The sequence below is a fragment of the Ruegeria sp. BF7 genome (genome assembly GCF_056538605.1).
The window spans coordinates 1-15593 of record NZ_JBQFTM010000008.1 but is presented as its reverse complement, the minus strand read 5'-3'; the positions used below and the strand labels follow the sequence as shown (position 1 = coordinate 15593).

The 15593-nt window shown below is 55.6% G+C and carries 14 protein-coding genes and 1 pseudogene; 13 read left to right on the top strand and 2 right to left on the bottom strand.

The features are described 5' to 3' along the window. Positions 1-140: 140 nt before the first annotated feature. From ACR0IK_RS15890 to ACR0IK_RS15880, 3 genes are all read left to right on the top strand, one after another. Positions 141-1598, top strand: coding sequence for an ABC transporter substrate-binding protein (locus ACR0IK_RS15890; protein ID WP_480642195.1), 1458 nt, complete (start codon positions 141-143; stop codon positions 1596-1598). A gap of 73 nt (positions 1599-1671) precedes the next feature. Then, positions 1672-2598 carry an ABC transporter permease gene (locus ACR0IK_RS15885; RefSeq protein WP_480642194.1) on the top strand — a complete coding sequence of 309 codons (927 nt, stop codon included), beginning with the start codon at positions 1672-1674 and terminating at the stop codon, positions 2596-2598. Next, positions 2599-3474: an ABC transporter permease gene (locus ACR0IK_RS15880; RefSeq protein WP_480642193.1), complete on the top strand. Its 876-nt coding sequence runs from the start codon at positions 2599-2601 to the stop codon at positions 3472-3474. A gap of 141 nt (positions 3475-3615) precedes the next feature. Here ACR0IK_RS15880 and ACR0IK_RS15875 read toward each other — a convergent pair. Beyond that, a pseudogene (locus ACR0IK_RS15875) lies at positions 3616-3990 on the bottom strand (IS6 family transposase); the annotation flags it as partial. 399 nt (positions 3991-4389) lie between these two features. On the opposite strand from ACR0IK_RS15875, the gene ACR0IK_RS15870 reads away from it, so the two are divergent. The 8 genes from ACR0IK_RS15870 (at position 4390) to ACR0IK_RS15835 (ending at position 11940) form a co-directional block, all read left to right on the top strand. Continuing rightward, complete coding sequence (locus ACR0IK_RS15870; RefSeq protein ID WP_480642192.1) at positions 4390-4863, top strand: VOC family protein; 474 nt, start codon at positions 4390-4392, stop codon at positions 4861-4863. 43 nt (positions 4864-4906) lie between these two features. Beyond that, complete coding sequence (locus ACR0IK_RS15865) at positions 4907-5257, top strand: hypothetical protein (protein ID WP_480596965.1); 351 nt, start codon at positions 4907-4909, stop codon at positions 5255-5257. Beyond that, positions 5254-5391 carry a hypothetical protein gene (locus ACR0IK_RS15860; RefSeq protein WP_480596963.1) on the top strand — a complete coding sequence of 46 codons (138 nt, stop codon included), beginning with the start codon at positions 5254-5256 and terminating at the stop codon, positions 5389-5391. The genes ACR0IK_RS15865 and ACR0IK_RS15860 overlap by 4 nt, the downstream gene beginning before the upstream one ends. Continuing rightward, positions 5388-6356, top strand: coding sequence for a carbon-nitrogen hydrolase family protein (locus ACR0IK_RS15855; RefSeq protein ID WP_480596961.1), 969 nt, complete (start codon positions 5388-5390; stop codon positions 6354-6356). Before ACR0IK_RS15860 ends, ACR0IK_RS15855 begins: the two co-directional genes overlap by 4 nt. A gap of 42 nt (positions 6357-6398) precedes the next feature. Further along, on the top strand, positions 6399-9131 hold the full coding sequence (locus tag ACR0IK_RS15850; protein WP_480596959.1) for an aminotransferase class I/II-fold pyridoxal phosphate-dependent enzyme: 2733 nt from the start codon (positions 6399-6401) through the stop codon (positions 9129-9131). A gap of 22 nt (positions 9132-9153) precedes the next feature. Then, the gene (locus ACR0IK_RS15845; RefSeq protein ID WP_480642191.1) at positions 9154-10602 is read left to right on the top strand and encodes a biotin carboxylase; all 1449 of its coding nucleotides are present in this window, start codon (positions 9154-9156) and stop codon (positions 10600-10602) included. Positions 10603-10610: 8 nt separating this feature from the next. Then, positions 10611-11600: a C45 family autoproteolytic acyltransferase/hydolase gene (locus ACR0IK_RS15840; RefSeq protein ID WP_480642190.1), complete on the top strand. Its 990-nt coding sequence runs from the start codon at positions 10611-10613 to the stop codon at positions 11598-11600. 145 nt (positions 11601-11745) lie between these two features. After that, positions 11746-11940, top strand: a complete 195-nt coding sequence (locus ACR0IK_RS15835; RefSeq protein WP_480642189.1) for a hypothetical protein — start codon at positions 11746-11748, stop codon at positions 11938-11940. Between the two features lie 39 nt (positions 11941-11979). On the opposite strand, the gene ACR0IK_RS15830 is transcribed toward ACR0IK_RS15835, so the two are convergent. Beyond that, positions 11980-12408, bottom strand: coding sequence for a hypothetical protein (locus ACR0IK_RS15830; RefSeq protein WP_480642188.1), 429 nt, complete (start codon positions 12406-12408; stop codon positions 11980-11982). A gap of 105 nt (positions 12409-12513) precedes the next feature. Here ACR0IK_RS15830 and ACR0IK_RS15825 point away from each other — a divergent pair, with 105 nt between their 5' ends. Next, positions 12514-13278, top strand: coding sequence for a helix-turn-helix transcriptional regulator (locus ACR0IK_RS15825; RefSeq protein ID WP_480642187.1), 765 nt, complete (start codon positions 12514-12516; stop codon positions 13276-13278). Positions 13279-13534: 256 nt separating this feature from the next. Next, positions 13535-14863, top strand: a complete 1329-nt coding sequence (locus ACR0IK_RS15820; protein WP_480642186.1) for an MATE family efflux transporter — start codon at positions 13535-13537, stop codon at positions 14861-14863. Positions 14864-15593: the final 730 nt, after the last annotated feature.

Here is a 15593-nt window from a genome sequence, read left to right as displayed (position 1 = left end):
ATCAGCGCAACAACAAGGGCGAATGCCCCGTTCACAAATCACCGACTGGAGGACTTATGTCTAAACTCTCACGATATCTCACGGCCAAGAACGCGGTCCGTTCGACACTTTTGGCATCATGCCTCACTTTCGCAACGCCCATGATTGCGTTTGCAGAAACCACATTGAACGTCGCACAGGGGCGTGATCCGCAAAATCTCGATCCGATCGACACTTTCCGCCTAGCCTGGGGTTCGATCGCAAGCAATGTCTTTGACGGGCTGGTTTTCCGCGGTGAAGACTTGCAACTGCAACCGGGTCTCGCCACCAATTGGGAATTCCTGGATGACGAAACCCGTATTCGGTTCACCCTGCGCGAAGGTGTCGAATTCCACAACGGTGAACCCTTCAATGCAGAGGCGGTGAAATACACCTTTGATCGTTTACTCGGCGAAGAAGGTGCCAAGGGTCCGCAGCGCGGCAACTACACATCGATCCGTGAAGTTGTGGTTGTTGATGAGCACACCGTAGATTTCATGATGGAACGTCCCGATCCGGTCCTGATCACCAAGCTGTCCGGCTACGGCGCGATGATCGTTCCGCCGAAATATATCCAAGAAGTCGGGGAAGAAGCATTCGACATGAAACCGGTCGGCACCGGTCCGTTCAAGGTCGTTGAATACACCCCAACCGTTGGCGTAAAGCTTGAGCGGTTCGACAATTATTGGAACGGCGAAGCCAAGCTCGACATTGTAAACATCCGTTTCATTCCAGAAGACGCGACACGCATGGCGGAGCTTCTGTCCGGCGGCATCGACATCTCTCTGAACATTCCGACGCCATCGGTTGAAACCATCAAGCAAAGCGATGTCGTGGACCTTGTCGCTGTCGATGGCCCGTCCGTTGTCATCACGCGTTTCAATACGGAAAACGGTATCACCACTGATCCGCGTGTGCGCAAAGCAATCTCAATGGCAGTCGATCGTGAGACCATCATTGAGGCGCTGCTCGGTGGACTCGCAAGCCCGATATCCAGCGCTCAGGGCGAGAAATCCTTTGGCAATGATACGTCACTTCAGCCCTATCCATACGACCCGGAAGGTGCAAAAGCGCTGTTGCAAGAGGCAGGTGTTACGCCGGGGACCGAAATCACGCTGGATATTCCAAGCAACAATGACACGTTCCGCGAAATTGCACAGGTCATGGCAGCTTATCTTGAACAAGTTGGCTTGAAGTTAAAGGTTCGCACCCACGAGACCAGCGTCTTCTTCAACGAGATCGTGACCAACGGCAAATCCGGCGAGATGTTCTACTTTGGCTGGGGTGGTTGGACTTTTGACTTCGATAACACGGCCTATCTGCTGTACCATACAGGTGAACGCAATAACCCCTACATCGATGATGCAAAGCTGAATGCGCTGCTCGAAGAAGAACGGGCGACCTACAACGCCCAAGTGCGCCGGGACGCGTTGCAGAAAGTGGCCGCTTATGCGCACGAGCATGCGCTCGATCTGCCTCTCTACAACCTATCCACGCTCTATGGTGTGAACAATCGTGTCGAAGGCTTTGTTCCGGCGCCAGATGACCGCGTCCGCTACATGAACATCACCCTGAATTAAACCAATTCCGGCTTCCAATCCTGCTGGCTTGGGAGCTGGTTGCCATCAGCATTGGTCGCTGGGAGGAGATCTCGTGCCCGTCTTTCGCTTCATCCTGCAACGTGTCTTTCAAGCGGTACTTGTGATGCTTGCTGTGACCCTCTTTGTTGCTTTCGCCATCCGCCTGACTGGTGATCCAGCGATCATGATGACCGCTGAATCAAGCAATGTTACAGAAGAAGACCTTGCCCGCATCCGCGAGGCTTTGGGTCTGAACCGTCCGTTCTTTGTTCAGTATTTCGACTTTGTCAAAAACCTTCTGACCGGTGATCTCGGGGATTCGTTTTTTCGCGGCTCAATCCGCGATCTGATCGGAATAGCCATGCCCGCAACCCTGCTGCTGGCGGTCGCTTCCCTTGGGGTGTCGATCCTTGTTTCGATCCCTTTGGGAATCCACTCGGCGCTCCACAGAGGCGGTCTGTCTGATCAGGTCATCCGGGTGTTATCGTTGGTGGGGCTTTCTTTCCCGAACTTCTGGCTTGGGATCATGTTCGTGCTTCTTTTATCGATCACCTTCCCGCTCCTGCCGGCGTCGGGCTTTGAAAGCTGGTCCGCACTGATCCTGCCCGCCATGACAATCGGGATCATCCTGACGGCGACGAATGTTCGTCTGGTTCGCACCCAGATGTTGGAGACGTTGTCGGCCCAATATGTGATGGTGGCCCGCGCCAAGGGCATGACCGAGGGAGTAGTGATTTACAAGCACGCCCTGCGCAATGCGGCAATAGCAATTGTAACCTTCCTCGGTCTGCAGTTTGGCAATCTGATCGGCGGGCTTGTGGTGGTCGAACTGGTGTTCAACTGGCCCGGGATGGGCACGCTGTCTATCGAGGCCATAGCGCAACGCGATTACCCGCTTCTGCAGGCAACCGTTTCCATTCTGGCGATCATGATTGTCGCCGTTAACCTTGCTGTCGATTTGGTTTACGGCCTGATCGATCCGCGTATCAGGGTGGCTTAAATGACTGATCAAACGCGACAAAAACCTGTGCGTGCCGTTCCGAAGTTTCTGATGAGCCGCTACTTCAAGTTCGAGTTCATTGCGGGCGCTTTGCTGACCGGAGCTCTGACCCTACTGGTTCTGTTTTCCGGGGTCATCTATCCCGACGGGGGGGCTACAGTTGACCTTCTGGCACGTTTGACGCCGCCTTTCCTATCGTCTGAACACCCGTTGGGGACAGATCCGTTGGGCCGGGATATTCTGGAACGCATTATCCACGGTGGGCGTGTTTCACTGTTGGTCGGCGTGCTCTCTGCCGTCGGGTCGGTGGTGCTGGGAACAGTGATCGGGCTCTTCGCGGGCTACTATCGCGGATTCCTGGATACCTTTGTCATGCGGTTTGCCGATGTCCAGTTGGCCTTACCGTTCATCCTGATGGCGATCACTGTCATTGCCATAGTGGGTCCCGGGATCGATCGGATCATCGTCCTGATGATCGTTTCGCAATGGGTGCAATATGCGCGCCTGGTTCGGAGCTCAGTACTGAGCCTGCGAGAGCGGGAGTTTGTACAAGCCGCACGGAGTTATGGCTTGCCGGATGTGAAAATCATCTTTTCGCACATTCTGCCGAACGCCATGGGTCCGCTGATCATTCTGCTGACACTGAATGTGGCTAACAATATCCTTCTTGAAAGCAGCCTGACCTTCCTTGGCCTCGGCGCAGACCCGCAGACGCCAAGCTGGGGTGGCATGCTTTCTGAAGGGCGCAGCTACATCCAAACTGCCTGGTGGGTTACCGTTTTCCCAGGTGTCGCCATCATGCTTACGGTGCTTGGCCTAAACCTGCTTGGAGATTGGCTAAGGGACGAGCTGGATCCATTGGGGCAAACCCGCTGATCTCAAAAAATGCAAGCTGAAAACGGTCCGCAAACGCGGACCGTTACTTTTTCAAGAGACATAGCCAACATGATTTCGTTTTTATTGCACCTTTGATCACGTCGGGTTTGCCGTAACGCTTCGTCCGCTATGCACCCGCGACGCTGCATCTTTGCTCGCTTTGTCGATGACAGTCTTTCGTGGCAGACCGTTGACCTCCAGCATACGAGCAAAGAATTTGACGGAGGTCAGTCTGTTACGGCGCTGCGACAGCATGAAGTCAGGCGTATTGCCATGTTTGTCAACGGAGCGATAGAGGTTGCCCTTAACCTTGATGTAAGTTTCACCCATTCTCCAAGAGCGGACACACAGCACTTTGCGGCGACGAGCGTTCTCAGAGATTGCACCGGAATACCGTGTCACCCACCTGTTCAGCGTGGTGTGGTCCACAGAAACGCCTCGTTCGTGTATGATCTCTTCCAGATCACGGTATGACACGCCGTACCGGACATAGAAGAAGACCGCGAACAGGATCACATCCTAAAGATATTGTTCGCCTTTGAATAAAATCATGAGCCGACTTTCGACCTAACTATTAGAAGGACAATACGCTCGCTACATCCACGCGCGACAATGGTCAAAACTCTGCAACAGAACCATTAGAAGAACACAGCGCACAAGACCACGTCCCTGGGGAAGTGGCCGTATTTCAAAGACGGCCATACTGAAACCTGCTCGCAATTGATTTTAAGCCAAAAAAGCCAAGACACGTGATTTGGTCAACCAATGCCCAAAGTTTGCGACAGAACCTTCAATTCAAAGCACTATGCATCATAGTGTTGCAATATTGAGTGGTATATCCCACAGTATGGTGCATAGTGCGGGATATTCCTGCATGTTCAACGAGCGACTCTGCTCAATTCGGAGATTACCGGAATGAAAAAGAAGCCTGCCACTCTGCCACGAGGTTACCGCACCTGCACTGCATCTCTTGCAGTTGCCGACGTTACTGCCGCAGTGCAATTTTATGAATGCGCGTTTGACGCAAAGATTCAGGCATTTGACGCGGATGAGGCGCCGGGCTTTGCAGCCATCAAGATCGGCACCTCGATGCTGTTCGTCACGGCAGGTTGGGGCGCTCATGGTCCAACTGCACCGGGCACGGTCACACCGGTTGGGCATCACATGTATGTTGAAGATACCGACGCCACGCTCGCGACCGCACTCGAGAACGGTGCCAGCCTGATTTCAGAGGCGAACGATACCTATTGGGGCGAACGCTGTGCCACGATCGCCGATCCGTTCGGACATGTCTGGACGTTGGCAACGCGCCTCGAAAACCTCAAGCCTGCTGATATCAGTGAGCGACGCAGAGCGCTTTTGAATTCAGAGCAAACTGAAGCTGCATGATCGACATTTTTGAGTATTTGGCGGATCACAAGGAGCGCCGCGCATGAGCGACGCTCCGCTGCCAACTTTTACGATCCGTCAAAATGATCTGGGGATTCTCGCTGCTGAGAATCGCATTGGTGACTATCCCGTTGCCGTTCGCACTGCGCGCGAAGTCGTCAGTGGCGGTTTTGCCAATCAGTCAGCGCACCCTAACACTTGGACAGTTTATTTTCTGGTCGACGGCCAATGGGCACTGGTCGAATCCACCCGTGGGTTGCGGCGGGAATGGTCCAGCCTTGATCGGCTGGAGAAATGGTTGCGCAGTTGCGGGTTCCGTTTCTTCTGGGTTCGAAATGACATCGATTTTGTGGAACCGCAGGCAGAAGATACCACCGAGGAAGAGGCAGTATGAAGGCAGTGTCCTCTGAAAACCACAGCCTGTGGACAGCAGGCTTGCGCGACCCCACAGTTTTATGCTCCGATGAAGAACGCCGGATCACAACGGCGATCGCAATCGGCAAGAAAAAGAGAAGAAAAACGAAATGACCCCTTTTGCGATAACCGGAATCCAGATGCATGTCGGTGCGTTGCAGTCGAATGTCGACGCGATGCTGCATCGGATCGACATCATGATGGCCCGGTTCCCCTGGACCCAGATGGCGCTGTTCAGCGAACTGGCGCCTCATGGTCCGCTCGACCGGTTTGCTCAGCCCTTTCCCAATAATGACCTGTCGCGTTTTCAGGATGCGGCTCGGCGTTATGGGATCTGGCTTATCCCCGGCTCGATGTTCGAAAAGCACGAAGACGGGCGGATTTTCAACACCTCGGTGGTGATCAACCCGGATGGTGAGATCGTCTCGAAATATTCCAAGATGTTCCCGTTCAAGCCTTATGAGCAGAACATCGCCTCTGGCACGGATTTCTGCATCTTTGATGTGCCGGATGTGGGCCGGTTTGGCCTATCGATCTGCTATGACATCTGGTTCCCCGAAACCACCCGCCACCTGACCAGCCAGGGGGTCGAGGTTCTGCTGCACCCGGTTCTGACCGGCACCACCGACCGCGAGGCCGAGCTGTCGATTGCCAAGGCAACCGCTGCGCAGTTCCAATGCTATGTATTCGACGTGAACGGGCTGGCTGCTGGGGGCGTGGGCCGCTCGCTGGTCGTTGATCCTTCGGCCACTGTGTTGCACCAGTCCGCAGGGCAAGAAGATATCTTCCCCATCGAGATCGATCTCGATCAGGTCCGCCGCCAGCGCGAAGTCGGACTGAAGGGATTAGGGCAGGTTCTCAAAAGCTTCCGCGACCGCGAAGCTGACTTCCCGGTTTATGACCGTACCAGCGGGGCGGATGCTTACCTGCATACGCTGGGCCCACTGCGTATTCCGCAAAAAGGCGACGTTGCAGGTGTCGCCGCATCCGACCCCAGAACGGCGCTGGGATACAGCGAAGACGCCGCGACCAAGCCCGACAATCTGTTTCTCTACAAAGGGCGCTCTGGCACAGACTGATACCGACCCAGCTTTTTGGTATCCGCAGAAAGGAAAAGTTTCATGCACGGCATTTCCGATAGCGAAAAGCTCCACAGCATCTCGGACTACTACAGCGCCTCGCAGTTGAGGGCAGACCGATGGAGCGCGCTACGGGAAACGGCCGAGTCACTGGACCAGGGCGGCAGCGAAAAAGATCGGGACCGGGCGCGGCAATTGTTGCAGGCGCTGGCCCCGATCGAAGTGTATTTCGCTTTTCCTGGCGGTTCTGCCTTCGACTATCTGCGCCGGTTGCTGGACCATGGCAATTTCGGTGATTTCTCAACCGCCGTGCGCCGGGTGTCGCGTGCGCTGACCTCAGGCGCGTATCGTCGCCGCTCGATCCCGCTGATCGCGGATGAGACCGAAGTTGATGAGTTCGAGGACGAGTCCACCCAGAGCCATGAGGCCCGCGCGCTAGGCCGGCCTTATTTCGAGGTGATGATCGTCGACAATGTCAATGAGCATCAAGAACGATTCCTGCAAACCAGCCTGCAACGGATGCGCCGCAGCGAAGATCCGTTCATCTATGAAACTGTTGTCGTTCCCAGTGTCGAGGACGCCCTGATCGGGGTTCTGTTTAACCAGAATGTGCAGGCGGTCATCGTCCGCCCGGGGTTAAGCCTGAAGTCCAAGAACGAAACCAATGTTCTCGGCCGCTATATCAGCCTCTATGGCGAGGGTTCCGATCTTGATGCGCTGTCACCCTCGGAATACGGGCCAGAAACCTGCCGCCGGATCGGCATGCTGCGTCCGGAACTGGATGCGTATCTGATCACCGATCGTTCGGCGGAAGATATCGCCGGTCTCGATCTCGGCCTGTGCCGACGCGTATTTTACAATCAGGAAGACTTTCTGGAACTGCATCTGAACATCCTGCGCGGGGTGCAGCGGCGCTATAAGACGCCGTTCTTCACAGCGCTCAAGGAATACTCCAAACAGCCCACAGGCGTGTTCCACGCCATGCCGATCAGCCGCGGCAAATCGATCAGTCGCAGCCATTGGATTCAGGACATGGGGGCGTTCTACGGATCAAATATCTTCATGGCGGAAACTTCGGCCACATCTGGTGGGCTGGACTCGCTGCTCGAGCCGAAGGGCCCGATCAAAGAGGCGCAGGAAGCCGCCGCCCGCGCATTCGGGTCTAAACAGACGTTTTTTGCCACCAACGGCACCTCAACCTGCAACAAGATCGTGGTGCAGGCGCTGGTCCGGCCCGGAGACATCGTGCTGATCGACCGCGATTGCCACAAATCGCACCACTACGGCATGGTACTGGCCGGGGCAAGCGTAGTCTATATGGACAGCTATCCGCTGCACGATTACTCAATGTATGGCGCGGTACCGATCCGAGAGATCAAGCATAAGCTGCTGGCCCTACGCGCGGCAGGAAAGCTTGACAGGGTACGGATGGTCTTGCTGACCAATTGCACCTTCGATGGCATCGTCTACAACGTGCAGCGGGTGATGCAGGAATGTCTGGCGATCAAGAAGGACCTTGTATTCCTGTGGGATGAGGCCTGGTTCGCCTATGCTAGATTTGCACCAAACTCGCGTGTACGTACCGCAATGCGGTCGGCCAAAATTCTGCGCGAACAATTCCGTACGACAGAACAAGCCGAGGCTTATGAGGCTCAGCAGGCAGCTCTTGAAGGCGCTGACGATGAGGTATGGCTGAACACACGCCTGATTGCGCCTCCCGATGCACGGGTTCGGGTCTATGCGACGCAATCAACACATAAGACACTGACATCCTTGCGTCAGGGCTCGATGATCCACGTCAACGACCAGCAGTTCAAAGGTGCTGTCGAAGAAGCGTTTCACGAGGCCTATATGACCCACACCTCAACCTCGCCCAATTACCAGATCATTGCCTCACTGGATGTAGGCCGCAGGCAGGTTGAGATCGAAGGCTATGAATTCGTCCAGCGGCAGGTCGAAAGCGCGATGGCAATTCGCCGGGCGGTGACAACGCATCCACTGCTCAGAAAGTACTTCAAGCTGGTCACAGCGGGCGACATGATCCCCGAGCAATATCGCGAAAGTGGCATGACCAGCTATTTCGACCCCGATCAGGGCTGGGCCGATGTCTGGGATTGCTGGGCCAAGGATGAGTTTGTTCTGGATGCCACCCGTATCACGCTGCATGTGGGCGCGACCGGCTGGGATGGCGATACGTTCAAAACCAAAATCCTGATGGATAAATACGGCATCCAGATCAACAAGACCTCGCGCAATACAGTGCTGTTCATGACCAATATCGGCACCACGCGAAGCTCAGTCGCCTATCTGATCGAGGTGCTGGTCGAGATCGCCAAGGAACTGGACGATCTGATGGACGACGCCTCGAAAATGGAAAAACTGGCCTTTGACAAGCGCGTTAGGAATCTGAGCGAACACGTCCCGCCTCTGCCCGATTTCAGTCGGTTCCACGACGCATTCCGCTGTGAAGAAGGTACCGAAGCCGGTGACATTCGCACGGCGTTTTTCCTGTCCTATGACGAAGACAATTGCGACTACGTCGAGCCCGACAAGGAGATGTTGGAACGGCTTGAAGCCGGGGAAGAGATGGTTTCGGCCACCTTCGTGATCCCCTACCCGCCGGGCTTTCCCATTTTGGTACCAGGACAGGTGATCAGTCCCGAAATTCTGAAATTCATGCAGGAACTGGATGTTTCGGAAATCCACGGTTTTCGCGCCGATTTGGGCCTGCGCATTTTTACCGAAGACGCTTTGAAATCAGTAAAGAACCCCTAAAGGGTCAGGGAGGACAACAAATATGCCAAAAAAGGTACTGAAGAACATCTCGGAAATCCGTCGGTATTTCCACACCAACAAGGACCCGATCTATTTCGTGTCGGCGACCAATTTCAACCTTTTGGGGCTGGATGAATGGGTGATGAACTTCACCTATATCTGCTACATGGATTGCTTTGACGGGCGACATCCGAACGTGTTTGTGCCTTCTGAAATGCCGCATGATGAGTTTCAGTCCATCGAAGACATCAACAACTATCTGCTGCAGCACAAAGAGGTCATCGATCTAGTCAAACGGCGTGGCGGCAAGCCGAAATTCGTCTTCCTGATGTTCGATGAGACGACCGAGAAGCTGGTCAAGGAGCTGGGCGGTCAGCTGTGGTTCCCCAAGGCCAAGCTGCGCACCAAATGCGACAACAAAATCGAAACCGTTCGCATCGGTAACAAGGCAGGTGTACCATCCGTGCCCAATACGCTAAGTGTGGTCAAAAGCTATGACCACCTGAAAAAGACCTGCGACAAGGCCGGCCTGGGGAACGATCTGGTGCTGCAATCCGCCTTTGGCGACAGCGGCCACACGACGTTCTTCATCAAGTCCGAAGCCGATTTCAATAAGCACAAAGACGAGATCGTCGGCGAAGGCGAGATCAAGATCATGAAGCGGATCGACTGTCGCGGCGCAGCGATCGAGGCTTGTGCGACCTCGGAGGGTACCATCGTTGGCCCACTGATGACCGAGCTTGTGGGGTTCAAGGAACTCACCCCCTATCGCGGTGGCTGGTGCGGGAATGAGATCTTCTCGACTGCGTTCCCGCCCAAGGCACGCGAACAGGCGCGACAGCTGACCTTCCAGTTCGGGGAAGAGCTGCGCAAATCCGGCTATCGCGGATATTTCGAACTCGATTTCCTGATCGACAAGAAAACCGATGAACTTTGGTTGGGCGAGCTGAACCCGCGCATCACCGGCGCCAGCTCAATGACCAACCATGCGGCTTTTGCTCATGCCGACGCACCGCTGTTCCTGTTCCACCTGCTGGAATTCTCGAAGAAACCATTCGAGCTGGATGTAGAAGAACTGAACGCCCGCTGGGCTGACCCGGACATGATCGATAGCTGGTCGCAGATGGTAATCAAACACACCGATGACAGCGTGGATCGCATCACGCAGGCCCCGCAATCGGGAATCTACAAGATGCTGGAAGATGGCCATGTTGTATTCGACCGCTTCGACTATCACCGCCGCGCCGTTGGTGAGAACGAGGCGTTTTTTCTACGTATCTCCAACGTGGGCGACTACCGCTATGAAGGCGCTGATCTGGGCATCCTTGTGACGCGCGGGAGATCGATGACCAAAGGGTTCAAGTTGACGGACAAGTCGAAAAAGTGGATTCACGGCATAACCTCGGCCTACGCGGCAGAACCCCTGCCCGCCGCACAGCCGATGGAAGACCCCGCGTTCAAGATTATGTAGAAAGCCCCATGGCACTTGTTTTTCGCTCGATCGACGAGGCGCAGCCCGGTCCCAAACTGGCCGGGCTGTTTGCCGAATACTGGCCCGCCTACCGCAAATGGTGGGCGCAAGAGGGGTATTCGGCTCGCCCTACCTATCGCGAATGCTTGCGCGCGCTGCAAAAGCACATGCCCGAGATCGTGCCGATGTATGAAGAGGTCGTCGAGCTTGTGGGAGGAAGGGACAGCCAGGCGCGGTTTCTCAGTTTCTACTGCCCGCCAAAATATTTGTCAGGCTGCAGTCAGGCGATCTGGCGCGGCAAGACGCCGTTTCTGGTACGCAACTACGACTATCACCCAAAGACCTTTGATGCAGCGCTGCTGAAAACCCGCTGGGACGGACGCGGTGTCATAGGGATGAGCGACGGTGTTCTGGGCTTGCTCGACGGGATCAATGATGCCGGTCTAACCATTTCGCTCACCTTCGGTGGTCGGCGCGAGGTGGGCGACGGGTTTGGTGTTCCGCTGATCCTGCGCTATGTCCTGCAAACCTGCGAGACGACTGCGCAAGCTGTCGACTGCCTGTGCCGCATCCCCTGCCACATGAGCTATAACGTCACCGTTCTGGATGCGAAGCATAACCACAGTACAGTGTACCTTGCCCCGGACCGGCATCCACAAATCTCGGACCTGCCGGTGGCAACGAACCACCAAGGTCATGTTGAATGGTCGACCCATGCGCGCTTTACGGCCACTGTGGAACGCGAGCGATTTCTGCTTAACCGCCTGAACCAGCACCCGGAAAGCGAGAAGCGGTTCATCGACGCTTTCCTGCGCCCGCCGCTCTATTCCACCGCGTTCAAATCAGGGTTCGGAACGCTTTATACCGCCGTTTACAGGCCCAAACAAAAGTTCCTGACTTTGTTGTGGCCGCAATCGGCTTGGAATTTGTCATTCGAAAAATTTGTTGAGACGGACTTGAAAATTTTCGTTCCGGGTGAAGAGGTAACGGGCAGTTAACTATACGTTCTCATCCACTCATTATCTGTGAATCCGGAAGATATCCAAACCGGGAAATAGATGAGCAGTTCTTCGCGAACCATATTGAGCAAAGTTTGCGACAGAACCTTTGGGTTCAGTGCTTGACTGCTAGGGTCGGGATCCATTGATTTCTGCTATCGCAAAGACCAAGGCCGGCTGGTCCGAAGAAAAGCCGGCCAGACTGGAAGAGGAAATCCTGTCCGTATATGAGCGGATCAAGCCGAGTATTGAAGGCGGCAACGCCTTTGAAAACGCCAGAATGTCCGATGTGAAACCCACCGTTGACGTCGCCTCGTCCATTGACGGGTTTCTGGAATAGCCAGCCCTTGTTTTCAATCTCTATGGATGCCGCTTCGCATCAGGATGTTGCGTGTTTTCTTGCCGTCCGGGGGCGGCAGGATATCAGGATCAGGACCAGAAATGACAGGTTGAGTACGACATTGAAGGGCGCGCCAACCAGAATGGCGCCTGAGCTGTCGACGCAGAACCAGGACCATGCCGCAATCTGTGCGGTCTTGGACGCGGCCACCGCCGATACTGGGGCTACATAGGTTCCCAGTGCCCACTGCATGCCCCCCAGACCAACGGTCAAACCACCGGTGATGACAAGCAGCAAGGGCGAAGGAACCGTCAGTTCCGCGGCAACGTCGTGAATTGGCCAATACGCGATTTGTAGGAAGATATGCGCGAAAAGGTGCAAAAAAGGCAGCGCGGCTAGCGCAAAGAGCACCCCGGTCGCAACAAGAACACCGCCTGAGATTCGCATCGCCGACTGTTGTTGGGTCATGATCGTCTCCTTTCGATATACGTCTTTCATGCGACTTTCGGCAGGCGCAAATCAATTACCTCAGAGGTAAGTGAATTCTGTTCGGACCCTTGCTAAACTCAGGTCATGACACCCTATCCCGGCATGCTGAAAGAGTGGCGAAAGCGACGCAGGATGAGCCAGCTGGACCTTGCGGTCGAAGCCGTGGTCAGCGCGCGCCATATCTCATTTCTTGAAACCGGGCGGTCCCGGCCCAGCCAGGACATGATCCTTCATCTATCCGAGGTCATGAACCTTCCGGTCGAAACCCGAAATCAGATGATGCGCGCCGAAGGGTTCGCGCCGCGTTTTGCGGCAACGCCGATTGACGACGCGGTGATGTCGCCCATCCGGGATGCGGTTGAATGGACTCTGCAGCAACATGCCCCTTACCCTGGAATGGTGTTGGACCGGCTCTGGACGGTTGTAATGCTCAACAGCGGTGCCCAAAGGCTGTTCAAACCACTGGGGATCGGCGAGGGGCAAAGCCTGCTGGACCTGCTGACCAGCCCGCTGATGCCTGAGCTTGTCGAAAACTGGCCCGAGGTCGCGCATCACACGATGTTACGGCTGCGCGCTGAAAGCGCCAACGCAGGCGGCATACCCGCACTGGACGCCGCGGCGCGCACGTTGTCGCAACAGGGGCACGCCCGCAGTGACGCGGTGATCGGGCCGACAATTTCTACGATCTACCGCTTTGGTGGTCAGCGGCTTTCCCTGTTTGGAACCATTGCGCAATTCAGCACAGTCACGGACGTCACGCTAGACGATATGAAGATAGAGCTGTTTTTTCCGGCCGACGAACAAAGTGCCAAATTTCTGAGTGACCTTGCCCACGTGGCTGCCAATTAGATGATAGTTTGACCAGAGCCCCACCACGTCCCGGTGAACTCCGCTCATTCCTGACCTTGGCAGGGTTCGGCAAACAGCCCTGTTAAAGCGATCTGGACGCCGAACAAATATTCCCTTAGAACCTTATCTGTTAACTTGTCCCTAAAAGGACCAATTTCATGGTGTTCCCGTCGCAGGGCTGAGCAGCCCCTCTTCATTCCGAGCATAAAGCTCCTGACCGCGACTCTTTCGCCGGACGTTGTCCGGCAGGTACCCCATGACAGATCAAATCCTGATTCCGCAGGCGTCCACCCGCGCCGAATTCACGCCGTTGATCCGGCTTGCCGTGCCGCTGATGGTCGGGCTGGCCGCCGCACTTTTGATCGGTGTCGTAGATACGGCGATGATTTCTCCGCTTGGCACGGTCCCGCTGGCGGCGGCAGGCGTGACCACGGCCGTTTTGATCATCCTTATCTCCGCTCTTTGGGGCGTAATCACCGCAATTTCCGTCCAGATCAGCCAAGCCGAGGGCGCACGCGATGCCGCGCGGGTTGCTCTGGCGTTGCGCAGCGGGCTGTTGCTGTGCTTTCTGGGCGGCGGCGGCGCGGCATTGGTGATGATGGCACTCTATCCGCTGCTGGGGCCTTTGGGGCAACCGAAGGAGGTTCTGGCGATCCTGTTGCCATACTGGATGTCGATGGCGATCTGGATCGTGCCCTTTACACTGTTTTTCGGCCTGAAAGCTCTGTTCGACGCCGTTGGACGGCCCTGGACAGCCGTTGCACTGTCTTATCTGGGTGTCCTGTTCAACGTACCCGCAAACTATGCCTTCATTCACGTCCTTGATCTTGGAATTCTGGGCGCTGGTCTGGCCAGCATACTCTCACAATGTACGTCGCTGGTTGCCGGGATTTATGTGTTGATACGCGCGCCCGGGCTGGCCGCCTTTCGCCAGCGGGTGACCGTTGCATGGGCGGATGTCTGGTCACAGGCCAAAGACGCCCTGCCGCTCTGTCTTGGATACGCAGGTGAGGGCGGTGCTTACGCAGTGGTGGGTCTGATGATGGGCTGGTTGGGGGCCGAGGCGCTGGCTGCCCATCAGATCGTCAACGCGCTTGCGGGGTTGGCCTATATGATCCCACTTGGCATGGCGGGTGCAGCCTCGATCCGTGTGGGACTTGCAGTCGGCGCAGGTAGTCGGGAAAGGCTAAGACCAATCCTGAAGGCGTCCTTTGTGATGGTCACGCTCTGGCAGGCGGTTGCCGCAATCGTATTCATTACTGCTGGCCGAATGCTGGCGGAAACGATGTCGGATGACCCGGCCGTCATTGACCTCGCGGTTACGTTGTTTTTCATCGTGGCACTGCTGCAAGTTGCGGATGGCGTTCAGGGCACTGCGTTGGGTGCGCTAAGGGGAATGTCGGACATGAACCTGCCGACGATAATTACCCTGACAACCTATTGGCCACTTGCCTTGCCGGCCAGCTATGTTCTGGGTTTCCTCTTTGATCTCGGAGCCGTCGGCATCTGGATCGGTTATACTCTGGGTCTGGTTGCGGCGGCGATTGCCCTGCCCCTGCGGTTCTGGTCGCTGACACGACCCTGAGATTAGCGCAGATCGATTGAGGATACCTCCGCAATTCCGCTCGTAGCTTTCGAAATAGGGCTCCAAATTCGATTACCAAATTGGTTGCCAGTATGAGAGAACAGAAGATGGCCGATGTTGCGCGGGACACCAAGTAGATCTTGAAACAAGATGCAGCTTCGCATCTGAATCATCAAACCCGCGCCAAACAATAGTATTTAACCCGCTCTCCTTTGGCGTTTAGAAGTCGATGTGAGACGATTATGCGAACCGTTCCGATAGTCATGAGGCGGACGGTTCCTATGCCGGCAAAACAAAAGTCAGTCTGATCGGCCCCATCCAAGTGGTCCGGTTTGACTGTAAGTGCATGACTGGACTTTGGTCCATCGTGACGACGGTTTCTGGTGCAGGCGGGTGGTAACCCAGAGCTGCCGTTCGACTGAGGCGTTGAAGTTCTGCGGTGGCGGTCCGCGTGGCAGACATTTGCAGGCACTCCTTAAATGTCTGCACAGCGAACCTTTGCCGCCTTTTCCGCCAGTTCCTTCTTTGGTTGCTTTCTTGATGTTTGCAAACTCAGTCCTTTCTACAAGTAAGCAAAGTAGTCGAGTTGTGGTACTACCTGAGTCTCATGCGTGCCCACCAAAGCCGAATGCACCAAAACTAGGGTCAGGACTCATAGCCAATAGATGACGAGTGCTGCGAGGGCGATGGCTGACAGGAAGACCTTCGGGCACCTGTCGTAGCGGGTCGC

Coding starts and splice junctions, on each gene's coding strand:
- ACR0IK_RS15890 (WP_480642195.1), top strand. CDS start 141: ATGATTGCGTTTGCAGAAACCACATTGAACGTCGCACAGGGGCGTGAT.
- ACR0IK_RS15880 (WP_480642193.1), top strand. CDS start 2,599: ATGACTGATCAAACGCGACAAAAACCTGTGCGTGCCGTTCCGAAGTTT.
- ACR0IK_RS15870 (WP_480642192.1), top strand. CDS start 4,390: ATGAAAAAGAAGCCTGCCACTCTGCCACGAGGTTACCGCACCTGCACT.
- ACR0IK_RS15865 (WP_480596965.1), top strand. CDS start 4,907: ATGAGCGACGCTCCGCTGCCAACTTTTACGATCCGTCAAAATGATCTG.
- ACR0IK_RS15860 (WP_480596963.1), top strand. CDS start 5,254: ATGAAGGCAGTGTCCTCTGAAAACCACAGCCTGTGGACAGCAGGCTTG.
- ACR0IK_RS15855 (WP_480596961.1), top strand. CDS start 5,388: ATGACCCCTTTTGCGATAACCGGAATCCAGATGCATGTCGGTGCGTTG.
- ACR0IK_RS15850 (WP_480596959.1), top strand. CDS start 6,399: ATGCACGGCATTTCCGATAGCGAAAAGCTCCACAGCATCTCGGACTAC.
- ACR0IK_RS15845 (WP_480642191.1), top strand. CDS start 9,154: ATGCCAAAAAAGGTACTGAAGAACATCTCGGAAATCCGTCGGTATTTC.
- ACR0IK_RS15840 (WP_480642190.1), top strand. CDS start 10,611: ATGGCACTTGTTTTTCGCTCGATCGACGAGGCGCAGCCCGGTCCCAAA.
- ACR0IK_RS15830 (WP_480642188.1), bottom strand. CDS start 12,408: ATGACCCAACAACAGTCGGCGATGCGAATCTCAGGCGGTGTTCTTGTT.
- ACR0IK_RS15825 (WP_480642187.1), top strand. CDS start 12,514: ATGACACCCTATCCCGGCATGCTGAAAGAGTGGCGAAAGCGACGCAGG.
- ACR0IK_RS15820 (WP_480642186.1), top strand. CDS start 13,535: ATGACAGATCAAATCCTGATTCCGCAGGCGTCCACCCGCGCCGAATTC.